A 12943-nucleotide genomic window follows, 5' to 3' on the forward strand; every position below is an offset into this window, starting at 1 on the left:
GGCACGTTTTCAGCGCGTAAAAGCATTCTGCATATTCTATCCTTCAAGATAAGCAGGCAGGCGCGTCGTAATCTGTCTGCCCAAGCGACAGAGGTGAACTGGCTGCTCTTTTCTATGTTCACTATGTCTGGCTGGCCGAACTTGTGAATGGCCTCATTTGGTGCGTGAATGCAGAATGCGCCTTCGAACGTGCTTGCGATCCGCCGCCATAATATTGCGCATGTGTCAGCTCGTCGTCCTCCAGCGCTGCCCACGCCAACTTGGCCTTGAACCCCGGGTGATGTCGCTTCCGATTCGACAATCATGATGAAGATCAGAAGACTACAAATTGCAACTTACATCAGTGTCTGTAAATCGGGGGGAACCCGCCTGTCATTCAGTGCGGGTGGCTTCTCATTTTGCGTTCGTGAAGTTGATTTTCAACTTGTAGCGGGCTATCTGAGGCTGACGACAGCATCGCGATGTTTCTTACGAAATTGCGGAAACCAGCAGGGCAGAGCATTTGACCCAGTTTGCACAACTAAAAACCAAACGGGGTTAACAATCTCACACGTTTTGAAAATTTCCGACCAAAAATGGCTTGGTAAAGGTAAACAACGGTTGGTGTTCGCGCATCCAAACGACCGTAGCAAGGTGTTGAAGGTTAAATATGAGAGGGATGGCAAAGCTTCATCTTATCGTCATTGGCTTCGGGAAAAACACGCTTTCCGGCAGATAAAAAAGCGACTTGAAGACGATTCCAATCCGCCTTTCTCCAAGTTTTACGGCTCGGTTGCCACCGATATGGGACCGGCTGACGTCTTTGAGGCCTTCTATGGACCGAAAGGTGTACGCCTTGCCCCGACGCTTAGACATTTTTTTCGCGTGGGGGAGTTTAACAAAGTGAAGCTCGGACATCTGAACGGGCTGATTCAGAAGATCGACAAATGGGATGTACCGGTGTCGGACATGCATGCCGGGAATGTGGTGTTCAGCGAAAGGCAGGGGCAGCTACAGTTCGTTTTGGTTGACGGTCTTGGAGATTACAGATGGATACCAACTGCGCGGTGGTCATCGCGTGTCAGGCGAGAGCGGCTTGCGGAGGAATGCAAGCGCCTGACAATTGATCGAGACCTGCACTGGGATGACGATGCGCGCCAATTTCGGTTTTGATCGGCCTCTTACCAGTTTGGAGGCATGGGCGAAAACCGATAAATGTTAGGCTGTAGAATCGTGCAGCTAGGGTCTTTTTCGCAACCCTGTCCATTCATATGGCAAAAAGACTGATCAGTTGATTTTGCATTGCTGGACAGGCCCTTAAAACTGCGTCATTCAAGGGCCAAGAAAAAGGGGTAAACTATGGCAGATGGTACATTCGCAGTTTTGATGTTGGTTCTTGGACTAACAGACATGGGTATGAATCATTGTGGAAGCGGCTCGGGTTGCCTTGGCAAAGATGAACAAACCCCGAGATTGGCCTTTTCGGCTGGCCAAGTGTTGGAGCGCCGCGCAGAGGCACAAGGCGAGATATATTTTCGCTATGATATGGCAACTAAATTTGGGCCTTTCGGAAATGCAGTCGGCGTTTCCTATACGGAGCAAGGGGCCTTGTGGCTTGGCCTTGGCCAGACTTACACGCTGACAAATGCCAACACCCCGTTCTACGCAGAGCTGCACGCTATGCCGGGCCTCTATGTGGAAAACGGTGGCTTTGACCTTGGCGGGCCAATCGAGTTTCGATCCGGGATAGAGATCGGATATGAAAACCGATCGGGTGTCAGGTTTGCAGCCAGCTATGACCACAGATCAAATGCCGGAATTTATGATGACAATCCGGGTATTGAAACCGTTCAGTTCAGGGTGTCTGTGCCCGTTGGTTTTTAGGGCAAAAACCTTATCCCAGTTTGTCGAGCAAGGCCTTTGCAGCCGCTTGTTCCGCTTGTCGTTTTGATCCCGCCGTGGCGGTTGATGTTTCGCCCGAAGCAAGGACCGCCTGAATCGTAAACACAGGGGCATGATCGGGGCCGGACCGTTCAGCCAATATGTATCTGGGCGGTTCTTGCGCGCGGGCCTGTGCCCATTCTTGCAAGCTGGTCTTGGCGTCTTTGGCGTCGTCTTCAACGGCCTCGATGCGGGTGCCCCACAGCCGTAGGATGAGCGTGCGGGCAGTTTCAAATCCGCCATCCATATAGACGGCAGCAATCACCGCCTCCATGGCATCGCCGAGCAATGCCAATTTCCGCCGTCCGCCAGACATTTGTTCAGAACGCCCGAGTTTGAGTGCCGCACCGAGATCAATCTGCCGTGCAACATCGGCGCAGGTCTCCTTGCGCACCAAAGCGTTAAAGCGGGGGGCCAACACCCCCTCAGTTGCCTGCTGATCATGCAGTAAAAGCGCTTCGGACATTACAAGGCCCAGCACCCGGTCCCCCAGAAATTCCAACCGTTGGTTATCATTTCTGCCCGGGCTCGACATTGAACTGTGCGTCACAGATTGGCGCAGCAGTTCCGGCTTGGTAAACGTGTATCCAAGCCGGTCTTGTAGGGCGATAAGCTCGGCTGATTGTTTCATTGGACAGCTTTGAAGAAACGGTCGCTGCGCCATGTCCAGAAGTACAGCATGGAAGTGCCGGCAGACGAGAACATGATGCGGTCCGCACGGCCAATCAGATTTTCAAAGGGAACAAAGCCAACGCCGCCAACGATGCTGCGCACCCGGCTATCCGAGGAATTGTCACGGTTGTCACCCATAAAGAAGAAATGCCCAAGCGGCACGGTATAGACGTCGGTGTTGTCAGACGACTGGTTGCCGATGTTCAAAATGCTATGTGACACGCCATTGGGCAGTGTTTCGATGTATTTGGATTTGAGGCAGTCACCGCCACGGCCAACGGCTGCGTTTTCACATCTTGGTGTCAGGCGCTGCGGGCCCTGCGCATCATAGGTTTCAACAAATTGGCCGTCAGGTTCTACGGAAACCGGCGTGCCATTGATGATTACAACGCCGTCGCGCACCTGAACTTTGTCTCCGGGCAAGCCAATCACGCGTTTGATGAAATCCGTACCGGTGCCGGGGTGGCGAAAGACCACAACATCGCCGCGCTCTGGCTCAGACCCGAACAGGCGTGTATTATCGCCATCTGCCCAGCCGCAAATATTCGCGGCATCGATATTGATGCCAAAACGGGGCATGATGACAGACGGGCAGGAAGCATAGGAATAGCCATAGGCCATCTTGTTCACAAAAAGGAAGTCGCCGATTAAAAGCGTGTCTTTCATCGACCCCGAGGGGATCCAAAAGGGCTGAAAGAACAAAGACCTAAAGACGCCCGCGATCACCAGCGCATAGACCACAGTCTTGATCGTTTCAACGATCCCGCCGCTCTTTTGTTCGGTGGCTGCCATGCGATGTAATCCTTGCTTAAAATCCTTGCGCTTCATGCGGGGGACGACGCTTGGAGTCAAGTCAGACCGAGCCAGATTGCCGCTAGACAGGCGGGTCCAATGTCAAAGGTTTCAGGCTTTGGAAGGCGGCGCTATCGGGCGGGCTTCGATCATGACGATGGCTTGGGCCCATGGGTGGTCGTCGGTCAGGGTGACATGGATCACGGCCTCATGTCCGGGCGGTGTCATATCGTCTAAACGCTCCCTTGCCCAGCCTGTCAGATGCATCATGGGTTGTCCGGTTCTTAAATTGGACACCGCCATGTCCTTCCAGGATATGCCCATCCGCAGCCCGGTTCCAAGCGCCTTTGAGCAGGCTTCCTTGGCGGCCCAGCGTTTTGCATAGGTTCCGGCGACATCGCGGCGTCGTTCGGATTTGTGTTGTTCTATCTCGGTGAATACCCGATTGCGAAACCGATCCCCGAACCGGTCAAGCGTGCGCTGGATTCTTTCTATATTGGCCAGATCGGTTCCAATGCCCAATATCATGTCTGCCGCCTGTTCCGGTTCACCGCAAATCCGTTCGAATCTGGCCGGTGGCCTGATTCAGCTGGAACCACAGCTGCCTTGGGACTCCGACGCCACGATTAAAGTCATATACATCGACCGGCACCGTAAAGCTAAGACCGGCAGCTGGGTCATAGGCGCTGCGCAATTGCCTAAAATCCATTCCGGCAAAGCCCGATCCGTTCATTCCGATTACTCTGCACTGTCGGTCCCCGAGTTCGGAATAAGGCGGCGATAAAACAAGCACATAAGCCCACCCGGCGGCCGGTTCGATGGTGTCCAAGGCGGCCACACGGGTCTTACCGTTCGAAAAGCTGCGTGAATTTTCTTCCCATGGCTCAACGATATTGCGGGCTGAAGATTGCCAATCACAGTCCATAATTTGCACACCGTTGGCAAGTGCGGGCGAGGCAATCAAACTGAGCACGGTAATCAACAATCGAAACATCGGCATCTCCTGAAACTGGATTCTCAGGCAGGTTAGCATGACGAAGTTAATTCGCCATGCCGAGAGTGGTCTGAAATTCAGGTCAGCTGTTGGCCATGAACGCGCCGATGGCCGCTACACATTGCCGACAACGAGGCAGTTTTCAGCTCTTAAAGGCGCGCTTGGTCCATCAGGCTGCGCATTTCGTCCATCGCAGGCGTGAGCCCCCGGAAGATGCTTTCGCCAATCAAGAAGTGACCGATATTCAGCTCCATCACTTCCGGGAATGCGGCGACGGGCTGTACTGTGTCGTAGGTCAATCCGTGACCTGCGTGCACCTCTAGTCCAAGCGAATGCGCAAAGGCACACATGTCGCGCAATCTGGCCAATTCAGCGTCCCGCTCTGCGAATTTGCCTTCTGCGTGAAAGTCGCAGTAGGCACCCGTGTGCAGTTCAATCACCTGAGCACCGATACGATTGGCGGCTTCGATTTGGTTCTGGTCGGCGGCAATGAAAATCGACACTCGGCAGCCCGCGTCCCGCAAAGGCGCAATGAAATGCGCCAGCTTGTTCTCCTCGCGGGCGACTTCCAAGCCACCTTCCGTGGTGCGTTCTTCCCGCTTTTCCGGAACGATACAGACCGCGTGCGGCTTGTGGCGCAAAGCAATAGCTTGCATTTCGTCCGTTGCGGCCATTTCAAAGTTCAGCGGAATGGTCAGTGCTTCCATCAATCCGTCAATGTCCGGATCGGTGATATGTCTGCGATCTTCGCGCAGGTGGGCAGTTATGCCATCTGCACCGGCATCTTCGGCCAGTTTGGCGGCACGGATCGGGCAGGGATAGGCCCCGCCACGCGCATTACGCACTGTCGCCACATGGTCAATGTTCACACCCAGACGCAGTTTGCCAATAAATTGGGTCATGATATCTTCCCTACACGATGATTCCGAATTTGATCATATGTCCGAAGATCGAACCATCCAAGGCGTGAGATCGCTTAATCGGCGCTCTTGTCGGCCTTTTTCTTACGCAGTGTCGCCAGCCGCGCCTTCAACGCGCCCTTGCGGCGGTTTTGATAGGCTGTGACCAAAGGCAAGGAAATATAGTAAGCGACCGTGGCGGTTATCAATCCGGGCATGATGCCACCGATCAGATATGGGTAGAACACTTCGTCATAAAAGATGACAAGGTTGGTCCAATCGACATCCGAGCCATTAAACAGCGCTAATAGATTGGTCCATAGGTCCTCGCCAGCGCTGACGAATTTATGGCCCAGGCCGCCGTGTTCGGGATTTCCTTCGATCCCGAGCAGCCAATAGCCGGTTTTCATCGCTGAAACGCCAATCGGAACGTAGGTCAGAGGATTGCCAAAGAAGGTCGACAAAATCGCGGCAATAAGGTTCCCGCGCATGGCCAAGGCGATCAATATCGCAGTGACAAAATGGAACCCGTAGAAGGGGGTGAAAGTGGTGAGAACCCCGGCGAAAATTCCGCGGGCAATACGGTGCGGCGGATCAGGCAGACGGTGTAAACGGTGTTGGACATAACGCGCAGCGCGCCCCCAACCGCCACGCGGCCAGAAGAATTCGAGCATGATTTTCCAAATTGGCCGCCTATCGCGTCGTTTGAAGACCACTGCCTGCCTTTCCAATCACTCCGTTGCCGCAGGTGCGGCGGCCAAAGCAGGGTTGCGGCGCCGGTCAACCGAGGCAACATCACTTTCTGCTTCGAGCGCTGACATCACCGTATGCAGATGTTCTGCGTCTCTCAAATCTACATCCACCAGAAGCCTGTAAAAATCAGGTTTCCGATCCATAAATGTGAGGTCCGAGATATTGGCCTTCCGCTCGCCAATCAATGTGCAAATCCGTCCCAGGACGCCTGCGTCATTGCCGATGGTCAGTTCCAGCGTGACAGTATAAACCGGAGGGTGAGTTCCTTCAGCCCAATGCAAGTCCATCCAGCGCTCAGGTTGGTCTTCAAACGCGGCTAAGGCCCCGCAATCTATGGCATGAACGGAAACGCCGCGTCCACGTTGTGCCAAGCCGATGATGCGTTCATGTGGTAGAGGCTGACAACATGCCGCACGGGCGAAACCTTGCCCATGGTTCAGACCGACCACCGCGCGGGTGGCTTCGATTTCCCCGTCATCGCGAATCGCCAGATCGGGGTAAACAGATTCGACTACCTCGCGGGCTGTGATTTCGGCGCTGCCAAGACGCGCTAGCAGCGTGTCGATGTCTTCATAGCGCAGCGTTTTGGCGGCTTTTTCAAGCACCTTGTCGGTGGATTTCTTGCCGCTGTTTTCGAAAGCGGCGCGCGCCAATTCGGCACCCAGTTTTACATAGCGCTCTTTGTTCGCCTCCCGCAAAGAACGGCGGATCGCGGTTTTGGCTTTGCCGGTGGTGGCGATATCCAGCCAAGTTGCTTGCGGTGTTTGCCCTTCGGCAATGATGATCTCGACCGATTGGCCGTTTTTCAAACGCGTCCAAAGGGGCACACGAATGCCGTCGACCTTGGCCCCGACGCATTTCGACCCGATCCGGGTGTGGATCTGGTAGGCGTAATCCAGCGGTGTCGCCCCCTTGGGAAGCTTGACCACATCCCCTTTGGGGGTAAAGCAGAACACTTTGTCCGAATACATCTCAAGCTTTACGGCTTCGAGGAATTCGTCGTGATCGTCTTCGCCGTCAAACTGTTCTGTCAGCGAAGCAATCCATTTCACCGGATCAACTGCAAAGGGGTTCTCGGCGCGCTGGCCGTCTTTGTAGGACCAATGCGCAGCAACACCTGTTTCGGCCACTTCGTGCATTTGGCGGGTTCTGATCTGGACCTCGACCCGTTTGCCATCGCGGCCAGACACGGTGGTATGGATCGACCGATAGCCGTTGGATTTCGGCTGGCTGATATAGTCTTTGAACCGTCCGGGCACGGCGCGCCACCGTTGGTGAATCGCACCCAAGGCCGCATAGCACTCGGCCTCGTTCATCGTGATAATGCGAAAGCCGTAAATGTCGGACAGTCGTGAAAAGCCGATTTGCTTTTCTTGCATTTTACGCCAGATCGAAAACGGTTTTTTTGCGCGGCCAAAGACTTCTGCTTCTATGTTGATGTCACCCAATTCGTGGCGCATATCGCCGGTGATACGGTGAATCACATCTCCGGTTTCTTTTTGCAGGGTGATAAAGCGGCGAATGATACTGCTGCGGCCTTCGGGATTCAGCACGCGAAAGGCCAGATCCTCCAGCTCTTCGCGCATCCATTGCATACCCATGCGACCGGCGAGCGGAGCATAGATATCCATGGTTTCGCGGGCTTTTTTGATCTGCTTTTCGGATTTCATTGCGCGGATCGTGCGCATGTTGTGCAACCGGTCCGCCAACTTGACCAAAATTACCCGCATGTCTTTGGACATTGCCATGAACAGCTTGCGAAAGTTTTCCGCCTGTTGGGTTTCGGTACTGGAAAGCTGTAGATTGGTCAGCTTGGTCACACCATCGACAAGATCGGCAACCTCGCGGCCAAATTTTTCGGCCACATCGGAATACGTAGAACGGGTGTCTTCGATCGTGTCGTGCAGCAGGGCGGTGATGATGGTGGCATCGTCAAGCTGTTGCTCGGTCAGAATGGCCGCAACGGCGACAGGATGCGTGAAATAGGGTTCCCCGCTTTTGCGAAACTGCCCTTCATGCATCTCGCGGCCATAATCATAGGCCGCGAGGATCAATTTTTCATTGGTCTTGGGGTTGTAGTTACGCACCAGCGCAACAAGGTCTTCCGCCGCGATCATTAGGCGTCTTTATCCCCTCAAAGTCCCCAAGCCGGTCAGAAGTTACCCTTGACCTTGCGCTTCCATCAGGGCGCGCAGCAATTTCTCTTCGGACATGTCGTCGTCTTGCGGCTTGTCCTGTTCGGCACCCATCAGAAGCGCCATGGCGTCTTCTTCTGGTTCGTCGACTTCGATCTGTGTCTGGTTTGATTCGATCAAACGCTCACGCAGGTCATCAATCGACTGGGTCTCTTCAGCGATTTCGCGCAGGGCAACCACAGGGTTTTTATCGTTGTCACGATCTACAGTAATCGCTGCTCCTGCAGACACTTCGCGGGCCCGATGGGCAGCAAGCATCACCAGTTCAAACCGGTTAGGAACTTTGTCGACGCAGTCTTCTACGGTTACGCGGGCCATGGGGCGCTTTACCTCTTTTGGGGGTATTCGAAGTTGCGCTTCTAACGCAGCGGCCGGGGCTTGACAAGTCAATAAAGGTCAAAGCGGTACGACCTGGGCGCACAAATCCGCCGGTAGGGCTTTGGTCATTTCACGTACGGATTTGCCAAGAACGGGATGCACCCATTCCGCAGCGATATCGCACAGGGGAACCAAGACAAAAGCGCGCTCGTGAAGCCGTGGATGCGGCAGGATCAATTCTTGAGGCGCGCGGATCTTTTGATCTTCAAGCGGCAAGCTGTGCCAATGGGAAAATGTTTGATCGGACGGCAACACGGATTGCCCGCAGGCCAGTAGATCCAAATCCAATGTCCGGCTGCCCCAACGTTGCTGCCGTTCGCGGCCAAAGTCTGCCTCGATCCGATGCAAGAGAGACAGCATTTGCGCGGGCGGCCCATCATATGTTACCCTGACGCAGGCATTAATATAGTCGGGGCCTGCACCTGCCGGGAAACAAGGCGTCGAAAATAAACGGCTGACGCGACGTAGAGAGCAAGAGCGATGGGCCAGTTCTTGTGTGGCTAAAGTGATTGTTTCTAATGGGTTATCGCGGCCATTCCCGAGGTTTGACCCTAAGGCGAGCATGTATTCTTGTACCATAGTGCAGTTCCGCCTATCCTTTTGCACAGGTTCGCACGCTTGATCGCCTGTCTATTTACTTTACTGTTACTTATCTGATCCGTCACACACTCACTCACACAATTCTTGGCGGATTGCATTATTAAGAAAGGACTTTTGATGTTCTATAAGGACGAACGTCTGGCGTTGTTCATCGATGGATCAAATCTTTATGCTGCTGCGAAGGCGCTGGGGTTTGACATTGATTACAAGCTTCTTCGTCAGGAATTCGCGCGCCGTGGTAAGATGGTGCGCGCGTTTTATTACACCGCTTTGCTTGAGAATGACGAATACTCTCCGATCCGCCCGCTGGTGGACTGGCTGCATTACAATGGCTTTACCATGGTAACGAAGCCAGCCAAAGAATACACCGACAGCCAGGGGCGCCGCAAAGTCAAAGGCAATATGGATATTGAGCTGGCGGTTGACGCGATGGAGCTTGCTCCGCGTGTTGATCACATTGTGCTGTTCTCTGGCGATGGTGATTTCCGTCCGCTGATCGAATCGCTGCAACGCCAGGGTGTCCGGGTTTCCGTGGTTTCGACCATCCGCAGCCAGCCGCCCATGATTGCTGACGAGTTGCGCCGCCAGTGCGACAACTTTATCGAGCTGGACGAGCTTCGTGATGTGATTGGGCGCCCGCCACGGGAAAACCCGGTCGAGCGTGAATTTGAAGTGGCCACTGGCCTCTGACCCAATTGCGCAGGTCTAAAAGAAAAGCCGTCCCGGTTTGAGGCGGCTTTTTGTTTTAAGGTCCGGATACTGATCCGCGGGCTTTTGGTCCGGTGGAACAGGCCGGTATATCCGTGGTTGGCAGGGGCTGCCCATGCGTGTCATTTTTGGAAAATAGCCGTATTCCAAGCGGCATTTCGGTGCCAATCACTCTGGACGCCAAAGGTCCGAACCCCTACGTCTTCGCGTAAGGAGACCGCAATGACCCAGACAGTGACTGACAGCCCCGCCAAAGCCCTGACCCTTTATCTGGCTGCGCCGCGCGGATTTTGTGCCGGGGTGGACCGCGCGATCAAGATTGTCGAAATGGCGATCGAGAAGTGGGGCGCGCCGGTTTTCGTGCGCCATGAGATCGTGCACAATAAATTTGTCGTGGATGACTTGCGGGCCAAAGGTGCGGTGTTTGTTGAAGAGCTCGAAGAGTGCCCTGATGATCGGCCGGTGATCTTTTCTGCGCATGGTGTTCCAAAATCGGTTCCGGCTGAGGCGTCGCGCCGTGAAATGGTTTTCGTTGATGCGACCTGCCCTTTGGTGTCCAAGGTGCATATCGAGGCACAGCGGCATGCCGAGGCGGGTCTCCAGATGATTATGATTGGGCACGAAGGACATCCCGAAACCGTGGGCACCATGGGGCAATTGCCGGACGGAGAGGTGCTGCTGGTCGAAACCGAAGCTGACGTAGCACAGGTGGTGGTACGGGACCCCGAACGGTTGGCCTTTGTCACCCAAACCACGCTGTCGGTTGATGATACTAAGGGGATCGTGGCGGCGCTGAACAAAAGGTTTCCCGCCATTGTTGGCCCGCATAAAGAAGACATTTGTTACGCCACCACCAATCGGCAAGAAGCGGTGAAGGCGATTGCGCCGGACTGTGATGCTTTGCTGGTGGTAGGCGCGCCCAATTCGTCAAACTCGAAACGGTTGGTTGAGGTCGCGCGTAAGAACGGTTGCAGCTATGCGCAGCTGGTGCAACGCGCCACCGATATTGATTGGCGCGCATTGGGCGAGATTGGATCCGTCGGGATCACTGCCGGGGCCTCGGCCCCAGAGGTGTTGATTGAAGAGGTGATCGCTGCCTTTCGTGCACGGTTTGAGGTGACGGTTGAATTGGTGGAAACCGCGCAAGAAAATGTGGAATTCAAAGTGCCGCGGGTTTTGCGTCAACCTGCATAAGACACTGGCGATGATGGGGTCAGCCCCCGCGCCTTGCCCGAAGCACAGCCCACCCGCCCACCCCTGCGCTTCGATCAACACGCGGGGGCTGGCGTTTCGCCGATAAAGGCTTGGCAATTTCTTTCAGCCCCTTACTTTGGGCCGGAGGATTGAGGAGCGTTTTGTGATTACACTACAGTTTTTGTTGACCGCCTTTGTGGTGGTGTTAGCCCCCGGAACAGGGGTCTTGTATACATTGGCTATCGGGCTGGGACAGGGGCGGGGGCCTGCCGTTGCCGCCGCTTTTGGCTGTACGTTGGGAATTGTCCCGCATTTGATCGCTGCAAGTTTCGGATTGGCCGCTGTTTTGCATGCCTCGGCCCTTGCCTTCAATATCGTCAAGTTTGCCGGCGTGGCCTATTTGCTGTGGCTTGCTTGGCAGTCGTTGAGATCTGGCGGCGCGCTTAGCCTCGGCGAAACGCGAAGCACCGAGCCGATGTGGCGCATTGCCCGCCGAGCCGCGCTGATCAACATCTTAAATCCGAAACTGTCGATCTTTTTTCTGGCGCTATTGCCACCTTTTTTGTCCGGAGATGGCGCAAGCGCGACGCTTGAAATGGCTCAGCTCGGCGGTGTGTTAATGGCGATGACCTTTGGGGTTTTTGTGCTCTATGGGGTTTTCGCAGCCTTTGCCCGCAACTGGGTTTTGGGCAGTGCGCGGGTTATGAAGTGGTTGAACGGGTCGTTTGCGGCCGTTTTCGCGGCACTGGCAGGGCGTTTGGCACTGGAGCAGGCATGAGCGACACAGAAACCATTCGGGTCTATGACGCCCGCGCAAGTGAATACGCGGATGTAACCGCTTCAAGTGGGCCGGATGAAACCCTTCAGACCTTTATGTCGGCTTTACCTGAACAGGCGCGCGTGCTGGATTTGGGCTGCGGACCGGGGACTTCTGCAGGCTATATGGCCGCTGCCGGGTTTGAAGTTGATGCTTGGGATGCATCTGGTGAGATGGTGGCACTTGCTGCAAGAATTCCGGGGGTCACTGCAAAGCAGGCGCTTTTCTCCGATTTGACTTCGGTAGCGCGGTATGACGGAGTTTGGGCCAACTTTAGCCTGCTTCACGCTCCGCATGCCGAGATGCCAGAGCACCTGCGAGCCATCCGCACAGCTTTGCGGCCCGGTGGGCTGTTCCATATCGCTCTCAAAGAGGGGACGGGGGACAAGCGCGATCAGCTTGGACGAAAATACAGCTATTACACGGTTGAAACGCTGACCGCTGTACTGCAAGACGCGGGTCTTAACCCCGGTCCATTCCGCTCAGGCGTTGATATGGGCCTTGATGGAACACTTGCCTCCTGGATATCGACAACAGCCCATGCCTGATCTCTTTGCATATACTGACGGAGCTTGCTCCGGGAATCCCGGCCCCGGCGGTTGGGGTGTCTTGCTGTTCGCCAAAGACGGCGCAACAGTGCTGAAGGAACGCACGCTTTGCGGCGGCGAAGCGGACACCACCAACAACCGTATGGAATTGATGGCGTCGATAATGGCGTTGGAAACCTTGGAAAAGCCGTCATCTCTGACCGTCGTCACCGACAGCGCTTATGTGAAAAACGGTGTGACGGGGTGGATTCACGGCTGGAAGCGCAATGGTTGGAAAACCTCGGCCAAAAAGCCGGTGAAAAATGTCGATCTATGGCAACGACTGGACGAAGCGCAGCTTCGCCATGATGTCACGTGGAAGTGGATCAAGGGCCATGCTGGCCACGCCGAAAACGAACGTGCTGATGAATTGGCGCGCGAAGGCATGGCCCCCTACAAACCCGGTAAATCCTGAGGCAGTGAATTTTTGGAGC

General features: G+C 54.9%; 16 protein-coding genes. 7 read left to right on the forward strand and 9 right to left on the reverse strand.

Annotated elements, in window-relative coordinates; translation table 11 throughout:
• The first annotated feature begins 303 nt into the window (after positions 1–303).
• A complete protein-coding gene (locus tag C8N36_RS09700) occupies positions 304–1152 on the forward strand; it encodes a YrbL family protein (RefSeq protein WP_097803711.1) in 849 nt (282 codons plus the stop codon).
• A 186-nt stretch (positions 1153–1338) separates the two neighbouring features.
• Positions 1339–1863 carry an acyloxyacyl hydrolase gene (locus C8N36_RS09705; protein ID WP_097803710.1) on the forward strand — a complete coding sequence of 175 codons (525 nt, stop codon included), beginning with the start codon at positions 1339–1341 and terminating at the stop codon, positions 1861–1863.
• Positions 1864–1873: 10 nt separating this feature from the next.
• Here the strand turns inward: C8N36_RS09705 and rnc are convergent, their stop codons facing one another.
• From rnc to folK, 9 genes are all read right to left on the reverse strand, one after another.
• Complete coding sequence (rnc, locus tag C8N36_RS09710; protein ID WP_097803709.1) at positions 1874–2551, reverse strand: ribonuclease III; 678 nt, start codon at positions 2549–2551, stop codon at positions 1874–1876.
• Positions 2548–3384, reverse strand: a complete 837-nt coding sequence (gene lepB / locus C8N36_RS09715) for a signal peptidase I (RefSeq protein ID WP_097803829.1) — start codon at positions 3382–3384, stop codon at positions 2548–2550. Before lepB ends, rnc begins: the two co-directional genes overlap by 4 nt.
• Positions 3385–3495: 111 nt before the next feature.
• A complete protein-coding gene (acpS, locus tag C8N36_RS09720; RefSeq protein WP_097803708.1) occupies positions 3496–3912 on the reverse strand; it encodes a holo-ACP synthase in 417 nt (138 codons plus the stop codon).
• A gap of 19 nt (positions 3913–3931) precedes the next feature.
• Positions 3932–4378, reverse strand: coding sequence for a hypothetical protein (locus C8N36_RS09725; RefSeq protein WP_141467973.1), 447 nt, complete (start codon positions 4376–4378; stop codon positions 3932–3934).
• A 149-nt stretch (positions 4379–4527) separates the two neighbouring features.
• Positions 4528–5280, reverse strand: a complete 753-nt coding sequence (locus C8N36_RS09730; protein WP_097803706.1) for a pyridoxine 5'-phosphate synthase — start codon at positions 5278–5280, stop codon at positions 4528–4530.
• Between the two features lie 74 nt (positions 5281–5354).
• A complete protein-coding gene (locus C8N36_RS09735; RefSeq protein ID WP_097803705.1) occupies positions 5355–5951 on the reverse strand; it encodes a DUF2062 domain-containing protein in 597 nt (198 codons plus the stop codon).
• Between the two features lie 57 nt (positions 5952–6008).
• Positions 6009–8147 carry a RelA/SpoT family protein gene (locus tag C8N36_RS09740; protein ID WP_097803704.1) on the reverse strand — a complete coding sequence of 713 codons (2139 nt, stop codon included), beginning with the start codon at positions 8145–8147 and terminating at the stop codon, positions 6009–6011.
• 42 nt (positions 8148–8189) lie between these two features.
• Positions 8190–8543, reverse strand: a complete 354-nt coding sequence (rpoZ, locus tag C8N36_RS09745) for a DNA-directed RNA polymerase subunit omega (protein ID WP_097803703.1) — start codon at positions 8541–8543, stop codon at positions 8190–8192.
• 78 nt (positions 8544–8621) lie between these two features.
• Positions 8622–9182 (reverse strand): 2-amino-4-hydroxy-6-hydroxymethyldihydropteridine diphosphokinase, encoded by a 561-nt coding sequence (gene folK, locus C8N36_RS09750; RefSeq protein WP_097803702.1) that lies wholly within the window; start codon positions 9180–9182, stop codon positions 8622–8624.
• Positions 9183–9320: 138 nt separating this feature from the next.
• Here folK and C8N36_RS09755 point away from each other — a divergent pair, with 138 nt between their 5' ends.
• The 5 genes from C8N36_RS09755 to rnhA all read left to right on the forward strand — a co-directional run bounded on the left by C8N36_RS09755 (position 9321) and on the right by rnhA (position 12924).
• Positions 9321–9893, forward strand: a complete 573-nt coding sequence (locus C8N36_RS09755) for a LabA-like NYN domain-containing protein (protein WP_097803701.1) — start codon at positions 9321–9323, stop codon at positions 9891–9893.
• A gap of 240 nt (positions 9894–10133) precedes the next feature.
• Positions 10134–11105 (forward strand): 4-hydroxy-3-methylbut-2-enyl diphosphate reductase, encoded by a 972-nt coding sequence (gene ispH / locus C8N36_RS09760; protein ID WP_097803700.1) that lies wholly within the window; start codon positions 10134–10136, stop codon positions 11103–11105.
• A 163-nt stretch (positions 11106–11268) separates the two neighbouring features.
• Positions 11269–11883 carry a LysE family translocator gene (locus tag C8N36_RS09765; protein WP_097803699.1) on the forward strand — a complete coding sequence of 205 codons (615 nt, stop codon included), beginning with the start codon at positions 11269–11271 and terminating at the stop codon, positions 11881–11883.
• Positions 11880–12470: a class I SAM-dependent methyltransferase gene (locus C8N36_RS09770; protein WP_097803698.1), complete on the forward strand. Its 591-nt coding sequence runs from the start codon at positions 11880–11882 to the stop codon at positions 12468–12470. Before C8N36_RS09765 ends, C8N36_RS09770 begins: the two co-directional genes overlap by 4 nt.
• Entirely contained in the window at positions 12463–12924 is a 462-nt protein-coding gene (rnhA, locus tag C8N36_RS09775) for a ribonuclease HI (protein WP_097803697.1), read from the forward strand. Before C8N36_RS09770 ends, rnhA begins: the two co-directional genes overlap by 8 nt.
• Positions 12925–12943 lie beyond the last annotated feature (19 nt).

Origin of the sequence: Pelagimonas varians, assembly GCF_003208435.1 — a bacterium.
Lineage (GTDB): Bacteria > Pseudomonadota > Alphaproteobacteria > Rhodobacterales > Rhodobacteraceae > Pelagimonas > Pelagimonas varians.